The organism is Pseudomonas iridis, assembly GCF_017980685.1.
In the GTDB taxonomy this organism is placed as follows: domain Bacteria; phylum Pseudomonadota; class Gammaproteobacteria; order Pseudomonadales; family Pseudomonadaceae; genus Aquipseudomonas; species Aquipseudomonas iridis.
On the sequence record NZ_JACXXO010000006.1, the window covers coordinates 160,547 to 175,426 of the forward strand.

Annotated in this window: 17 protein-coding genes and 1 pseudogene; 11 read left to right on the forward strand and 7 right to left on the reverse strand. The window is 51.9% G+C overall.

Annotated features, from left to right (window positions below; all coding sequences use genetic code 11):
- Nucleotides 1–77: 77 nt before the first annotated feature.
- Nucleotides 78–278: a heavy-metal-associated domain-containing protein gene (locus IEQ42_RS12825; RefSeq protein ID WP_019816893.1), complete on the reverse strand. Its 201-nt coding sequence runs from the start codon at nucleotides 276–278 to the stop codon at nucleotides 78–80.
- A 361-nt stretch (nucleotides 279–639) separates the two neighbouring features.
- Here IEQ42_RS12825 and IEQ42_RS12830 point away from each other — a divergent pair, with 361 nt between their 5' ends.
- The 4 genes from IEQ42_RS12830 to IEQ42_RS12845 are packed head-to-tail and all read left to right on the forward strand — an operon-like array spanning nucleotide 640 to nucleotide 2,476.
- Complete coding sequence (locus IEQ42_RS12830; RefSeq protein WP_019816892.1) at nucleotides 640–915, forward strand: metal/formaldehyde-sensitive transcriptional repressor; 276 nt, start codon at nucleotides 640–642, stop codon at nucleotides 913–915.
- 20 nt (nucleotides 916–935) lie between these two features.
- A complete protein-coding gene (dmeF, locus tag IEQ42_RS12835; protein ID WP_210703777.1) occupies nucleotides 936–1,862 on the forward strand; it encodes a CDF family Co(II)/Ni(II) efflux transporter DmeF in 927 nt (308 codons plus the stop codon).
- A gap of 39 nt (nucleotides 1,863–1,901) precedes the next feature.
- Nucleotides 1,902–2,273 carry a hypothetical protein gene (locus IEQ42_RS12840; RefSeq protein ID WP_045061253.1) on the forward strand — a complete coding sequence of 124 codons (372 nt, stop codon included), beginning with the start codon at nucleotides 1,902–1,904 and terminating at the stop codon, nucleotides 2,271–2,273.
- A 2-nt stretch (nucleotides 2,274–2,275) separates the two neighbouring features.
- Nucleotides 2,276–2,476, forward strand: coding sequence for a DUF1289 domain-containing protein (locus IEQ42_RS12845; RefSeq protein WP_019816980.1), 201 nt, complete (start codon nucleotides 2,276–2,278; stop codon nucleotides 2,474–2,476).
- 20 nt (nucleotides 2,477–2,496) lie between these two features.
- Here IEQ42_RS12845 and IEQ42_RS12850 read toward each other — a convergent pair whose 3' ends face one another.
- The 3 genes from IEQ42_RS12850 to IEQ42_RS12860 all read right to left on the reverse strand — a co-directional run bounded on the left by IEQ42_RS12850 (nucleotide 2,497) and on the right by IEQ42_RS12860 (nucleotide 6,079).
- Entirely contained in the window at nucleotides 2,497–4,854 is a 2,358-nt protein-coding gene (locus IEQ42_RS12850; protein WP_024014913.1) for a heavy metal translocating P-type ATPase, read from the reverse strand.
- Between the two features lie 180 nt (nucleotides 4,855–5,034).
- Nucleotides 5,035–5,568 (reverse strand): cupredoxin domain-containing protein, encoded by a 534-nt coding sequence (locus IEQ42_RS12855; protein WP_019816982.1) that lies wholly within the window; start codon nucleotides 5,566–5,568, stop codon nucleotides 5,035–5,037.
- A gap of 157 nt (nucleotides 5,569–5,725) precedes the next feature.
- The gene (locus IEQ42_RS12860) at nucleotides 5,726–6,079 is read right to left on the reverse strand and encodes a co-regulatory protein PtrA N-terminal domain-containing protein (RefSeq protein WP_024014911.1); all 354 of its coding nucleotides are present in this window, start codon (nucleotides 6,077–6,079) and stop codon (nucleotides 5,726–5,728) included.
- A 204-nt stretch (nucleotides 6,080–6,283) separates the two neighbouring features.
- Between IEQ42_RS12860 and IEQ42_RS12865 the strand changes: the two genes are divergently transcribed.
- The 5 genes and pseudogenes from IEQ42_RS12865 to IEQ42_RS27750 form a co-directional block, all read left to right on the forward strand.
- A complete protein-coding gene (locus IEQ42_RS12865; RefSeq protein WP_019816984.1) occupies nucleotides 6,284–6,970 on the forward strand; it encodes a heavy metal response regulator transcription factor in 687 nt (228 codons plus the stop codon).
- Nucleotides 6,970–8,358, forward strand: a complete 1,389-nt coding sequence (locus IEQ42_RS12870; RefSeq protein WP_019816985.1) for a heavy metal sensor histidine kinase — start codon at nucleotides 6,970–6,972, stop codon at nucleotides 8,356–8,358. Before IEQ42_RS12865 ends, IEQ42_RS12870 begins: the two co-directional genes overlap by 1 nt.
- A 359-nt stretch (nucleotides 8,359–8,717) precedes the next feature.
- Nucleotides 8,718–9,101, forward strand: coding sequence for a copper homeostasis periplasmic binding protein CopC (gene copC / locus IEQ42_RS12875; RefSeq protein ID WP_024014909.1), 384 nt, complete (start codon nucleotides 8,718–8,720; stop codon nucleotides 9,099–9,101).
- Nucleotides 9,102–9,104: 3 nt separating this feature from the next.
- On the forward strand, nucleotides 9,105–10,043 hold the full coding sequence (gene copD, locus IEQ42_RS12880) for a copper homeostasis membrane protein CopD (RefSeq protein WP_019816987.1): 939 nt from the start codon (nucleotides 9,105–9,107) through the stop codon (nucleotides 10,041–10,043).
- Nucleotides 10,044–10,116: 73 nt separating this feature from the next.
- Nucleotides 10,117–10,340, forward strand: a pseudogene (locus tag IEQ42_RS27750) (hypothetical protein); the annotation flags it as partial.
- Nucleotides 10,341–10,630: 290 nt separating this feature from the next.
- Here the strand turns inward: IEQ42_RS27750 and IEQ42_RS12885 are convergent.
- Nucleotides 10,631–11,029 (reverse strand): MerR family transcriptional regulator, encoded by a 399-nt coding sequence (locus tag IEQ42_RS12885; protein ID WP_210703778.1) that lies wholly within the window; start codon nucleotides 11,027–11,029, stop codon nucleotides 10,631–10,633.
- A gap of 361 nt (nucleotides 11,030–11,390) precedes the next feature.
- Here IEQ42_RS12885 and IEQ42_RS12890 point away from each other — a divergent pair, with 361 nt between their 5' ends.
- Complete coding sequence (locus IEQ42_RS12890) at nucleotides 11,391–11,693, forward strand: hypothetical protein (RefSeq protein ID WP_045061356.1); 303 nt, start codon at nucleotides 11,391–11,393, stop codon at nucleotides 11,691–11,693.
- A 712-nt stretch (nucleotides 11,694–12,405) separates the two neighbouring features.
- Entirely contained in the window at nucleotides 12,406–13,731 is a 1,326-nt protein-coding gene (locus IEQ42_RS12895; protein ID WP_045061357.1) for an OprD family porin, read from the forward strand.
- A gap of 377 nt (nucleotides 13,732–14,108) precedes the next feature.
- Here the strand turns inward: IEQ42_RS12895 and IEQ42_RS12900 are convergent, their stop codons facing one another.
- On the reverse strand, nucleotides 14,109–14,441 hold the full coding sequence (locus tag IEQ42_RS12900; RefSeq protein WP_017341680.1) for a DUF2790 domain-containing protein: 333 nt from the start codon (nucleotides 14,439–14,441) through the stop codon (nucleotides 14,109–14,111).
- Between the two features lie 142 nt (nucleotides 14,442–14,583).
- The gene (locus tag IEQ42_RS12905) at nucleotides 14,584–14,781 is read right to left on the reverse strand and encodes a co-regulatory protein PtrA N-terminal domain-containing protein (RefSeq protein WP_017341679.1); all 198 of its coding nucleotides are present in this window, start codon (nucleotides 14,779–14,781) and stop codon (nucleotides 14,584–14,586) included.
- Nucleotides 14,782–14,880 lie beyond the last annotated feature (99 nt).

A 14,880-nucleotide genomic window follows, 5' to 3' on the forward strand; every position in this document is an offset into this window, starting at 1 on the left:
TACAGCGGCTCAGGTACTTTCGGATTCAAAGGTATTCACCATCAGACGACGCTCTACTCAGGAGCAGGCGTCTCCATTCAATGGCTGATCTTGGAAGGAAAACCAACAGCCTCCACAGCTTTACGGAGCTGTTCAGCGTTTTCGCTACTTTCAACACTCACCTTACCGGTTGATCGATCGACGGAGACCGTAGCGTTGTCGTCCAGTGCCTGGATCGCTCTGGTGATTTTGCCGACGCAGCTGCCGCAACCAATGCCTGATACATCTAAGACGACCATGTGAATTACCCTCGTGCTGAGCGGTGTCTTTTCCCCGCAGCGACAGCATCGACGTTGACACCATGGCAAGGTCAACGATTATCTAATCAAAGCCGTGAGCGCAGATTTCGAGAAGTTTTACGGGACTTGACCACTCGGCTGCTAATTAGCTCGCTACCATTTGAACGGTTTCCAGGAGTGCGCCCTATTGTTCTCGTCGGTAAAGGTCGGCTAACGGCAACATTGCGGCTCTCTCGCTTGATCCAACGATTTTGTATGCCTCTCGTTTCGTCAACGGCTTTGATCTGTCCTCCCGCGAACCTTGCATAGGTATAGGGGGGAGGCCTATCATGCGACCCTATATAGGTAGGGGGGGTATAGCGTGGGTCATATCGCATCACACAAAGACGATCTTCTTAAACGTGTAAAACGTATTGCCGGGCAAATTCAAGCTGTTGAACGAGCATTGGAATCGGACTTCGACTGCGCCAAGACACTACATCTTGTTGCGGCCACTCGGGGTGCCATCAACGGGCTGATGGAGGAGATCATCGAGGATCACGCACGAGCACATGTCGCGAACCCCGCGCTCAGCGAAGAAGAGCGTAACAAGGGCGTCGAAGAGCTTCTTGAAGCTATCCGCCGGTACTCCAAGTGAATGCATCCAGGTAAACACGTATGAGCAGGACCGACATCGATTACACACACGACCACGTGTTTCTAGGCTCAGCGCACGATGAGAATGCCAAGCGTACGCTTTGGGTTGTAGCACTCACGGTGGTAATGATGATCGGGGAGATCACCGCCGGCTATATCACGGGTTCGATGGCGTTACTGGCCGATGGCTTCCACATGGCAACCCATGCCGGCGCATTGGGCATCGCGGCGGCCGCTTACGGATACGCAAAACGCCACGCTACCAGCCAGCGCTACAGTTTCGGTACAGGAAAGGTTGGAGACTTGGGCGGGTTCGCCTCGGCGCTGATTCTTGGCATGATTTCGTTGGGCATTGGCGTTGAATCGTTCATGCGTTTGTTGCAGCCAACACCGGTTCAGTTTGGCACCGCGACCCTCATCGCCGTTGTCGGTTTGCTCGTCAACATTGTCAGTGCCCTGCTGCTGGGTCATGGGCATGGGCATGGACATGGACATGGGCACGACCACGATCACCCTCATGCCCACAACGGAAACGACAACAACTTGAGGTCCGCCTATGTCCACGTCGTTGCAGACGCGCTGACGTCGATTCTGGCCATCGCTGCCTTGCTTGCCGGTCGATATCTGGGTTGGGTGTGGCTCGACCCGGTCATGGGTATCGTCGGCGCTATCGTTATCGCGCGTTGGGCCTGGACCTTGATGGGGGTAACTGCGGGCGTGTTGCTCGATCAGACCGACGCGCACGTTGCCGAGGAAATCCGCGAACTCGTTGAGAAACCTGGTGGCGCTACCATTACAGACTTGCACGTTTGGAGGGTGGGACCTCAAGCGTGCGCGGCGATCGTCAGCGTTCTAGGTGAAGCCACTGTGAACGCCGAGAGCATTCGTGAGCGTCTCAAAACAGTTCACGAAGTCAGCCACCTGACCGTCGAGTTCCGGCAGACATGACTCAGCGCCTGTCCAGCACAACCTCTATAGGACACACCGATGCCGCCCGGTAAACGTGAACTGGCTCGGATCGAGCGCCAGTTGATCGTCACGCTCACCGACGCGTGCGAAACAGCAAAGGACGAGATAAAGGGGTTTATTTGGCTCACTCACACCGCTGACCTAAGTGCGTTGGCTGAAACCCTGAAGGTCATCTGGGTGTTCGAAACCCTGGCTGACAGGAAGCGGGCCGAGATTGACGCGAAGGCCCGCATCTTTGAGTTGACGGCGATCGCCTTGAAAGAGGCCAATCTTGACCTGCCTGTTTCAGACCGCAATGTCCGCTTTGACTCGGAGCAAGAGTGCCAACGCACGCACATAGGCGACTGGAAACGTCGCGTGGCTCAACTACATAAAGCTAAGGGGGACTGACCATGGCAAAAGAAATCGAGAATCCTTGTATCTCGGTTTGCCAACTCAGTGGTGATCTGTGTGTGAGCTGCGGGCGGAATAAGGAAGACATCAGAAAGTGGAAGCGCATGAAGCGGCCCGAAAAAATGGCCGCTGTGCAAAGGGCGAATGCGCGCTTAAAGGGATTGAAGAAAGCACATGGATCGCCATTCCCCCCGAGTTAAAACCGCTGCAATTTTGAAGGTCAGTCAACTCGGGTATTCCTCAGCCTCAATGCATTGAAAACTACCGACGCGGAACTGACGCTCATGGCTATGGCAGCGATCATTGGCGACAGGAGGTGCCCCGTCAATGGATAGAGCAAACCAGCGGCAAGAGGTATACCCATTGAGTTGTAGAGAAAAGCAAAGCCCAAATTCTGGCGCATGTTTTTAACTGTGGCGACCGAAAGAGCTCGTGCTCGTAAGATCCCCATCAGGTCACCTTTGACCAGCGTGAGTTGCGCGCTATTCATCGCCACGTCAGTCCCCGTTCCCATGGCTATCCCCACATCTGCTCGCGCCAGGGCCGGAGCATCGTTGATACCGTCACCTGCCATGGCCACTTTTCGCCCGTGTTGCTGTAGGTCTGCCACCAGACGTTCCTTGTCTTGGGGTTTGACTTCACCGTGGACCTCTTCAATCCCCATCTCCCTGGCGACAGCCCGAGCGGTAGTAAGCCCGTCCCCAGTAGCCATGATGATTTTCACGTTGTGAGCCTTAAGCTTGGTGACGGCCTCTTTTGAGGTTGGCTTGATCGGATCTGATACGGCCAACAAACCTGCCAATGCGCCGTCGACGGCGAGGTAGATAATACTGATGCCGTCAAGTCGCAACACCTCAGCGCGCTCTTGTAGGGAGTTGGTGCTCACGCCTGCGGCTTCCATCAACGCTGTGTTCCCCAGCTGGAGCTTCTTGCCATCGACAACGCCACTGACGCCGATACCCGAATCCGACTCAAAGGATTCGGGCTTGGTGAGCTTTATGTTCTCGGCTCGGGCGTGATCGACGATCGCATGTGCTAAAGGATGCTCACTGCCCTGATCAAGGCTGGCAGCCAGGTGAAGGACGTCGTCGGGATTGAAGGTGGGAGTGGCCTCCACGCTGTGAAACACGGGCCGTCCCTCTGTCAGGGTGCCTGTCTTGTCGACAATCAGCGTGTCGATTCTGCAAAGGCTTTCAATTGCACTGGCATCTCTGAACAAAACACCCATGCTGGCTGCTTTACCTGTCGACACCATGATCGACATAGGCGTAGCAAGTCCCAACGCACAGGGACAAGCGATGATCAGCACGGCGACAGCGTTGATTAGACCAAACACCCAACTGGGCTCAGGGCCGAAAAGCCCCCAACCGATAAATGTCATTATCGCAATCGCGATAACACCCATCACGAAGTAGCCGGCAATCGAGTCGGCCATTCGTTGCATCGGCGCCTTGGAACGCTGAGCTCTCGCGACCATCTGTACGATCTGGGACAGCATGGTTTCGGCACCGACCTTCTGGGCCTCCATCACCAGGCTCCCATGCGTATTCAGCGTGGCGCCGATCAGGCTATCTCCAGCTTTCTTCATTACCGGGACTGGCTCGCCAGTGAGCATCGACTCATCCACCGCACTTTCACCCTCAAGTACCGAACCATCAACTGGCACCTTTTCACCCGGTCTGACCCGTAAGTGGTCTCCCAGGTGCACATGTGTGAGAGGAATGTCTTCCTCCTGGCCATCGGCATTGATCCGGCGTGCAGTTTTGGGCGAAAGGCCGAGAAGAGACTTAATGGCGGCGGAAGTTTGTGATCGGGCTTTGAGCTCAAGGATCTGGCCAAGCAACGTGAGCGAGATGATGACCGCTGCCGCTTCGAAGTAAACGCCGATACGTCCATCTTGCATGAAATTGGAGGGAAAACTTTGGGGGAAGAGCGTTGCTATGACGCTGTACAGATAAGCTGCGGCGGTGCCCAACCCAATCAGAGTCCACATGTTGGGACTGCGATTTTTAACCGAGGCCAGTCCCCTTACAAAAAAAGGCCATCCTGCCCATAAGGTCACGGGTGTCGCCAGAGCGAACTCGATCCAGTTTTGAGCCGAACCATGAAGAAGTTGTAACGAGTGACCCGCCATCGCGAGCACGGTTACGACCACGGTTAAGGGCAGCGACCACCAGAAGCGGCGATTGAAATCCCGGAGTTCAGGATTTTCTTCTTCATCAAGCGCCGGCATGACAGGCTCTAGTGCCATGCCACATTTAGGACAGTTACCGGGGCCGGTCTGCCGTATTTCAGGATGCATCGGGCACGTAAATTCAGTGCCCGTTTGTACCGCAGACTCCGGCGTTGTGCTGCCTGACTCGTTGCGCACCACGTGGCCACTGTAGCGCTCAGGGTCCGCTCGAAACTTCTCCTGACATTTCAGGCTACAGAACCGATACGTCTGTCCTTGGTAAGTCTCAGCAAATTTACTCGACGAAGTGACTGCCATTCCACACACCGGGTCATGTAGATCAGCATCATCCCGGGAAGCAGCATGGGTGTGATTATGGTCGTGATGGCCAGAGGTGGTAGGCATGTCTATTCCCCTTGTAAGGTGCTACTAGAAATGAGCATATTCAGTACAACGCTGATTTGCGGCTCCACAGTGGTGCGGTGATGTTTCCGCACGGACCCCGGCTGAGAAGCGTTGCTATGTTACTTGCGACTTAGCGTAGCCAACTCTTGCGTCGGGCCGGCAGAAACAGCCGACTCCGGTTTATTTCAGATCAAATTCGCCGACCATTCCCGATTGGTAATGCCCCGGCACGTTGCAGGCAAACTGAAGCCCTGCACTGTCGTTGAAGGTCCAGATCAGCTCTTGGGTTGAGCCAGGCTCAATCAGGACACTGTTAGGGTCGTCATGCTCCATTGCGACCATCTTCATTCCGCCCATGCCGTGGCTCATGCCGCTCATCTTCCCGGTACCGGTAGGGCTTAATGTTCCGTTCTTGAACATGCTTGCCATTTCTTTCTGGTGTGCTGCATGAGCAGCGGCTTTGCCGATGTTGAACTCATGCAGCAGCGAACCCTCGTTGCGAAGGACAAAGCGGATTGTTTCACCAGGTTTTACGTCGATGCTTTTAGGCTTGAAAAAAATGTCGCCCATCTCGACCTCTACAGTGCGGGTAACGTCAGAGGCCACACCAGGCTGGCCTATGTCGTCTTGTCCATGCCCAGCATTAGCCATAGCCGTAGCAGCGAAAAAAAGGGTCATTGCTGCGATGAACGGGGTAGCGAGCGTAGTTTTCATGGTGACCTCAGGAATACGTGGGAACATTGGCTATGCTAATGATGCTCAGCTGCCAGCTAACTGACTTGGGCATTACTTCTTTGTCAGTTTTCTAAATAGATACGGCGTCCAATTGACGCCGCAACAAGATGCTGACAAGTACTTATCCTGGGGGCGTTTATTGATGGTTTTCTGAAAGCATCAATTTGTGCTCGCGCTGCATCTGGCGCAAAACGTCGTCAACAATTTTGTCGTGCTTCTCCATCCAGGCTAGATGCTGTTGGGGTGACATTGAGGCATCTGGGTGATCGTTGTGGAGCTGGCTCATGATGTCGCCAAGCATCTTCATGTGTTCTGCCATGTGGACGTGACGCTCTCCTTCAGGGGCTTGTTCAGCTTTCATCAACGTGGCCTCGGCCTTGTCGCGCAAACCTTCCATACGCTCAATCACACGATCTCCGCCGCTTTCAGCCCACACAGAAGCCGAGACCAGTATCGAGCTTACAAAAAACAGCATTTTCAGGTGGTTCATCGGGGTAGCTCCTCATGAGGGAATCCGACTTCCATACGATTCATCGCTCAGAGGTCGGTCGAGCACCAATGAAGTGCTCATGTCTGAACCCTAGCCAGCACTCGCTGACATCTACCTGAAGCCAAGATTACTTTTCTGTCAGTTGCTGGTTGGCTGCCAGTTTTCGTTGCAGACTCCGCTTAACCTTTATCTGAGAACGACCTCATGAGACTTCTTGTCGCTGAAGACGAACCAAAAATAGGTATCTATTTGCAGCAAGGGCTCAACGAGGCCGGGTTCAATGTCGACCGTTTCACGAATGGAAAAGAGGCGCTTCAGCACGCTTTGAGCGAAGCCTATGATCTGCTGATTCTCGACGTCATGATGCCGGGTTTGGATGGCTGGGAAGTCCTGCAGAAGGTGCGCGCTTCCGGGAAAGACGTCCCGGTGCTTTTTCTCACCGCCAGAGACCGCGTTGAAGACCGAGTGAAGGGACTTGAACTCGGTGCGGATGACTATCTGATCAAACCCTTCGCGTTTTCTGAATTGCTTGCTCGAGTCAGAACGCTGCTGCGTCGCGGTAGCAGCGCACCTTCGCAAACCTTTATGAAACTGGCTGACCTTGAAGTGGACCTGCTCAAGCGTCGAGCCATCCGAGGAGGCAAACGCATAGACCTTACGGCCAAAGAGTTCGCGTTGCTTGAGCTTCTGCTGCGTCGTCGAGGGGAGGTGCTGCCAAAGTCTCTTATCGCCTCCCAGGTTTGGGATATGAACTTCGACAGCGATACCAACGTTATCGAGGTTGCAGTGAGACGGCTCAGGGCCAAGATAGACGACGATTTTGAGGTCAAGTTGATTCATACCTCAAGGGGAATGGGTTACATGCTCGATGCACCAGATTCGGAGTCGTGATGAACCGGATGTCCCTGACGACTCGTATGAGTCTGATGTTTATGCTCGCGGTAACGGCCGTGCTCACGGTCGCCGGACTCAGTTTCAATAACCTCAGCCGGCATCATTTCAAGATGCTGGATCAGCAGGCATTGTACGAAAAACTCCACTCGACCCAGCGGATCTTGTCCGGGCTGAGCAACATCGATCAATTCAGCGAGGCTAAACCGGAGTTAGAAGCGCTGCTGGGCGCACACCGTGATTTGACTGCGCTTATCATCGATGGCGACGGCAAGGTGCTGTTTGCGGATCCCGGCCCGGTCGACGTTCCGAAGGCGTTTCGAACAACCACAAACACAACCGTCTGGGAATGGCGGGAGCAAGAGCAGATGTTCCGTGGTGTGACTGCGCAATCCGTAGTGACGGGACAAGAAAGGCCATTAACTGTCATGTTGATTTTTGACGTTACGCAGCATATGTCCTTTTTCGAGACGCTCGAACGATGGTTTTGGATAGGGTTGGTGATCAGCGCATTGGTCAGTGCTGCACTCGGCTGGATGGTAGCTAGCAGTGGCATGCGGCCTATCCGCCAGGTCACATGGGTTGCTGCCTCCATGTCAGCAAAATCACTCAAGGAGCGTATTCCCCTGGCACCCGTTCCGAAAGAGCTTCAACAGATGGTGTTGTCGTTCAACGCCATGTTATCCAGGCTCGACGATGCATTTGTCCGGTTATCCAACTTTTCGGCAGACATTGCCCACGAACTACGGACCCCCGTGAGCAACTTGATGACCCACACTGAAGTGGTGCTTTCGAGAAAAAGAAACATCGAGGACTACGAAGACAATTTGTACTCCAATCTTGATGACTTGAAGCGCATGAGCCGGATGATTGATGACATGCTTTTTCTGGCGAAATCTGACAATGGTCTAATTACGCACGAGAGCAAGCCAATAGACCTGGTGGCTGTCGTGGAAAAATTGCTTGAGTACTACCGCCTGTTGGCTGATGAACGAGGGATCGAGCTCAAGGTTTCAGGACGGGGGAGCGTGCGAGGTGATGTTCTTATGCTCCACCGAGCGATTTCCAATCTGCTCTCAAATGCGCTGCGCTACACCTATGAAGGGACGTCAATCAGTGTCGATATTCAGCACAAGGATGCGTCGGTAACGGTTGTCGTGGAAAACTATGGTGAGCCCATTGCCCCCGAACACCTTGAAAAGCTGTTTGATCGTTTTTATCGCGTGGACCCAGCGCGGCGAGAAGGAAGTCCGAGCAACGCAGGGCTAGGTCTGTCAATTACCCGATCAATTGTCGAAGCGCACAATGGCAAGATCTGGTGTACGTCAGGCGACGGGAAAACGGCTTTTCATCTTGAGTTTCCGGCCGTCGATTCCACGGTTAGCTGAGCGACAAAACATTGGGACCAACGACGTCTTGGCGTTCTGCGTTTGCTACGCCTCTGCGGATTTTTCAAAGTGATTGAGCTCCCCTGTCCTGCGGTACGCCGTGTCTTTTCCAGGTCTTGCTACGCTCAACGATTAGATGCCAAACATCGGATCAAGCTGACTGAAATGTAATCGAACAGTTTGTGATCGTGTGGCATCGTGTTCTCGCACTGTGACGTTAGGGCTAGCGAGTTTCTCCTGTTCAACCTGGCGAAGAGGACGGGGGCTCCAAGTTAATCAACAGTGGTTTTTAAAGAAATTAAAAACTAGTTCCTCCCAAAAAACCTCGAATCAACAGCGCTTGCTGTGAGGAGTCTTGCATGTCATTCCTTAAAACTACGTCCGTGGCTGTTGCAATCACTGCTGGTTTGCTTCTGAGTGCAGTGGCCCAGGCACATCCAAAACTACTTTCTTCCACTCCGGCAGAAGGCTCGGATGCGGCGGCTCCGTCGAAAATCGAACTGCATTTTTCTGAGAATCTCACCACTCAGTTCTCCGGTGCAAAGCTGATCATGACCGACATGCCAGGCATGCCTAACTCACCCATGGGTGTAAAGGCCGCCGTCGCTGCTGGTGGTGATCCGAAAACCATGGTGATTACGCCGGCTGCACCGCTGACCACCGGCACCTACAAAGTTGAATGGCGTGCAGTGTCTTCGGACACCCACCCGATCACCGGCAACTTTTCATTCAAAGTGAAATAATCCATGAGCGACTCATTAAATATCGTGGTTCGCTTTGCTCTCTATTTTGACCTGATGTTGTTATTTGGACTGGCCATATTTGGCTTGTACAGCCTCAGGGGAAAGGAAAGGGTATCGGGCACGGTCTTGAACTTTGAGTCGCTTCTCTACGGTACTTCTGTTGCAGGTGTAGTTCTGTCCCTTGCTGCGATGTTGTTGCTTGCAAAAGCAATGAGCGGTGTATCGGAGCTTATGGAGCTACATCACCACATTTTTGAAATGGTCATCATGGGCACCGACGTTGGGCTGACCTGGATGGTTCGGATAGCCGCCTTGGTGGGGGCAATTCTGGGCGTCGCGTTGAATAAACGATATCCGACACCCAGCCTCTGGATCGTCACCGTCTGTGGAGCAATCGCGTTGGCCACGCTAGCCTGGACGGGGCATGGTGCCATGGACGAAGGCAGCCGCCGCTACTGGCATTTTCTCAGCGACATTTTCCATTTATTAGCGGCAGGTGGCTGGTTGGGTGCTCTAGCGGCCTTCGCTCTACTGCTACGGTTGAAATCGCTGAAGGGTGAGGAGGAAGCACGTATTCTTGCCCGCGTGCTGACTGGCTTTGAGTCGGCCGGCGGTGTGATTGTTGCGATCATAAGCGTTACGGGAGTAGTAAATTACCTTTTCATCGTCGGTCCCAACCTTGATGAGGTCATGCTCAGTACCTATGGCCAGTTGCTGTTTTTGAAGATCCTGCTCTTTGCCGGGATGATCGTTTTAGCGACGCTGAACCGCTTTCACTTAAGCCCGCTATTGGAGCGCTCGGTTCGCAATGGTCAATACTCTGTAGCGGTCAATGCCTTGCGCCGCAGCATGAAATTCGAATTCCTGATGGCAATCCTCATCATCTGTCTTGTCGCATGGTTAGGCACGCTAAGTCCTGAAATGGAAATGAGCGCGCAATAGAGGTTTCTGGCAGCTAACCCAGAAGCCTGGAGCGTGATTGTTAGCACCATTTCTACTGGCTACACTTCAGCCCATGACACGCTGTCTACGGCTTTGCCTGATTTTCCTGATTAGCCTGGCGCTTCCCCTCAGCGGGATGGCGGGTGTTCAAGCGCCGGAGAGCCATGTCCAATGAAACCCTTGGATGGCGGATGACAACATGGGCCAACGCTGCCGCCGTGACATGAAGTCCCCCGAACTCGGTGAACCCCGTAAGCCGAGCAAGGGTGCAAAACAGGCGGTAAGCTGCACATTTCAAAGCGGCAATGAATTTACCCTGTCGCACGGTTAAGCACTTTGCGTCAGAAATTTAATAAGCACGGAGGTGTCGGTGGTTCAATAATGATAACTGAGCACGGTTAACTTAGAGCTATTACCATCGATTTTCCCACATGTCGCCGCATGCGGTTTTAATGGGATGGCAAATTTGCGAACCACAGGACAATCCTAAGGCACGCATCCTGAAATAAACCAAGATAGCGGACTTTATTGCACAATGACGATTCTCACCTCGTACAATCTCTACGCACATGGAGTCTTTTGCCGCGTTAACTACGATTCGACAATGATTCAATGATGCGACATTGCTCTATAACACCACCGTGGCAGCAAACACTCAGTCGTGTCAGTTCGGCTTCTAAACCTCGTAAGTCCTGAATACGGATTCGAACTTGTTGGAGTTGCCCTTGCACTTTCGCATCCACAGCGGCGCAGGAAGCGTCGCGTCGGTCAGCCAGGCCGAGTAGATCGCGAATGTCATCGACGCTGAACCCAAGCGCGCGGCTGCGACGGATAAACAGCAGCCGGTTGCGCTCTTCATCTGTGTAAAAGCGATAACCCGACGGTGATCTTCCAGCAGAAGGCAGCAGCCCTGACTGCTCGTAATAGCGGATGGTTACGGCTTTGGTAGCCCCGAACTTTCTCAGCCCGTAAAGGCTTTGCCTCATTTCTATGGAAAATTTTAAGGTGAAATAGGATTAGTAAGTTCAAACTGTTGAATAATGATCCACGCTGCCTACAATTGATCGAGGAAAAAATTTATGCTCGCAACAAACAGATGGCAGCTGAGCACGCAGCATCCTCAACGGAGCTGGAGCGTGCGGCGGTTTTCATAAAGGCTGCGCTTTGCAGGAAATCTGGCTTATCCCTCGGCCACGTCGTTTTCAATCGCTCAGTGATGAACGTTAAGAGATGAAAACCCACCATTTGAAACTCCTGAGGCCATCACAGTTGGCAGTCAGCAGGAGCTTGCCACGTAGTCTACGTAATGAAGGTCCCGCGTCTTACATTAGCGACGAGAAATCCCAGATGAGCGTTGAACTGAATGAGGAGGATATGCGCTTGGCGCTATTCGGCTCCCCAAAACAATCCGACCCCGTAGTACTCGCAAAGCCGCAGCCGAGTCCAACGTCCCGACTAAACTCTAAACCGCTATCACTGAAGCTGAGGGTGACACTGCACGTTACCAAGGACTTCGAAGGCGACGTGAGCGTGTTCATTTATGATGCGAACACGCTGAGTACTCTTATCGCGGAACAAGAGGCTAAAAAAGAAGCTAAAAAAAAGAAATTCAAATATTTCGATGTGGTCTCGGTCAAACCCATCCAGTAACTATCGTGTCGTTAAAGAGCGTGCTTCATTGCACTGCTCTTGCTCCCTATGCAATACCACTGACCAGCCAGTTGTTTTCTTGCAGACATTCGTTTGCATGTAACTTGACCAGTATGCGCCGTAATAGGGACTGGCTGATAAAGTCCAAAAGCAACAACTCCAGCAGTATTAAAAAATACTCGGTTTTTTGAACAAGCGGATGGGGAACTCCACAACACTACATCCGGAATATTTCCGCTATTGCTATCCCATTTTGGTTAGCGGCCACCGCCTTCCGGGTACAGCTATTACCGCATCCCAACTTGACCGCGGTCACTGCTTGAATCATATAAAGCTGTGTGATGGTCAGATTGGTCAGGTGAGCCAAAAATCTAAACGATCTCGGTTCGACTTCACTGTGACGATGCATCGAGAACTGATTTCAGCTCCTGAGCATGCGCACTTTCAGGTGTGGATTCGTGCTGCTGGTTAAGAGAATTCCTGAGAAAAGCCCTAGTAAAGGTAGAGCCACCCATCGGTTGGGGGCATGCCGCAAAAGTTAATTTTGAAAAAACAGGCGAACATTACAGAATTGTAATTTTTCAATCATCTCCCCGTTATCTTCAAATTGCAACGATACAAGTCGGCGACGATACGGGAGCAGAAACTGCTCCCGTAAACAATAATTCCAGCCGAAGAGCTTTCTAGTTCTGCCGAACCTAAGGAGTGATTAATGGATAACAATACGAAATTTTCGATGGCCGCTTTGGCGTTGGTTGTCAGTTCTGGGCCTTCTATAGTGTTTGCGGAGGAAAAGACTGGGGGGTTTATCGAAGACAGCAGCCTTACCGTGCTCAATCGAAATTTCTACTTCAATCGTGATCATCGTAACGGTCAATCAAGCCCCACGGGCAATGGCTACTCCGAAGCTTGGTCGCATGCGATTATCAGTAAGTTCGAATCCGGGTTTACCCAAGGCACTGTAGGCGTGGGCGTCGACGCTTTCGCGATGATCGGTTTGAAGCTTGATACGGGTGACGGTCGTAACGGCGGTCGTAGTTCATTCGATGTGCTACCTGTCAATGGCGACGGCGAAGCTCGAGATGAATACACGAAAGTCGGTGGCGCGGCAAAAGTTCGCGCTTTTGACACTGTGGTGAAAGTAGGTGATGTATTTCCCGCCAACCCTGTCGTGGCTTCTGGCGACTCAAGGCTTTTACCGGAAAGTTTCCGTGGTGTGACCGCTACCAATACCAGCATCGAAGGGCTGACAGTTCAGGGTGGTCGCCTGCATGCTATGAGTCAACCAGTCTCCAGCAATATGCGCGACAACTTCGCAACCTTCTATGCAGGCCCAGTTAACTCACCTTGGGTCGGCTATTTTGGTGGCGACTACAATGTGAATAAGAATATTATCGTTAGTCTTTACTCCAGTCGTCTCAAAGACGCCTGGAATCAATACTATGCTGGCACCGGGTTGAACTACTCCTTCTCTGATGAGCTTTCCGTATTCGGCGGTGTGAATTACTACAAGGCCGTTGACGAAGGGAAAAAACTGCTGGGCGAGTTCGACAACAATATTTGGAGCGCTAAGGTTGGCGTGAAGTATGGCGCACACTCACTTGCACTTTCTCACCAGCGAAATAATGGTAACGACGACTTCGACTATCTGCGTCAGTCGGATTCCATCTTTCTCGACAACTCAATCCAGTACAGCGACTTCAACTCGCCAAAAGAACGTTCATGGATGGTGCGTTACGACCTCGACATGAGCTCGTATGGTGTACCTGGCTTGTCGTTTATGACACGTTATGGTCGTGGCACCGACGCCGACTACTCCAACGCCAACGCCACATACATGCGGCGCGATGCGGATGGAAACCCGTTGACCGATCAGAAACGTTGGGAGCGCGACATCGAAGTAAAATACGTCGTTCAGACAGGCTCCTTGAAAGATATGTCCTTCCGCTTGCGACAAATGAACACCCGTGCAACCGCGTTTGAGTCTGATTTGGATGAAGTCCGTGTGATCGTTGAGTACCCACTAGCGATTCTGTAATACCTGAACGGGATAATTCGTTCTTCACGAATATCCCGTTTTCGCTAGAAAGATTTCAAAAATGTAATTTTTCAATCATCTTCATGTTAACTTGAATTGCTTATAGTGAGTGGGAGTTAATAGGAATCTAGCTAGCGCATCTGGTTGGAGTCCTATAGACAAGTAGCTAGTATGTGAAAATCTGAAACTCATCGCTGTTCAGTTAAAAGCTCCAAGCTCACCTTTAGAAGCTCCTTTGGAAAAAGGTGAATTTTTAAGACGTCCCTCGGGGCGTCTTTTTTATGACCGTTAAAACACGAGCATATAAAAAACGCCCGATACCTCTAAGTATTGAGGTTAATCGAGCGTTATAAATCCCTCTGACAGCAGCATAGCTGCTAGCCGCCTCGTTTACGACACTCTCCAGCCACAGTGTACCTAATTGTATTTAGCTGTCCTTTTGAATCTTCATAGGTCATTGCGGCGGGCACCACTGCGCAGACTTTTGCAGGCCGCACCACACTGATAACCTTCACAACATCCACCTTCATCCCGTACTCGTATTCTTTCGACACAGGGGCGCTTTTCCCCTGGCTAATTGCATACTGCTCCATGGCTTTAGCATTCGCCACCATCATCTTTTCAAAGGCTTTGTCTCCTCCCCCTTCCGCCAGTACGAGAGAGGATAACGTCAGAGCTCCAGCGAAAGTAATAATACTCATGAACTTCATATTTAGTACCTCATATATTAACTGTTACAAGGATATCAATTCGAACATTGCGATGGCGTGGCGGCTAGGTTACGAATGTGTAATAAAGCCGTAAAAAAAACCGCCGCCGGAAACCGGAAGCGGTTTTTTATACGCAGTACTACTACATTTTACCTGTCTCATCTTTAGCATCACTTGAAACCACGGGAACGCTCTTCCCTTCTCTAGCAACATATGCCTCCATTGCCACATCTCGCGCCGCCATCATTTTTTCGAAGGTTCTGTCCCCCCCACCTTCGGCTAAAGCAACTGAAGAAAGGATTAAAGCACCCGCAAGAGCGCAGATTTGAGCAATTTTCATACTGACACCTCATATAGTTAACGCTAGTAGGGTATCAATTCGAACCTATCAACACGGTGGCGCCAAGATTACAGATTCGTTATGTAGCTCACATAAAAA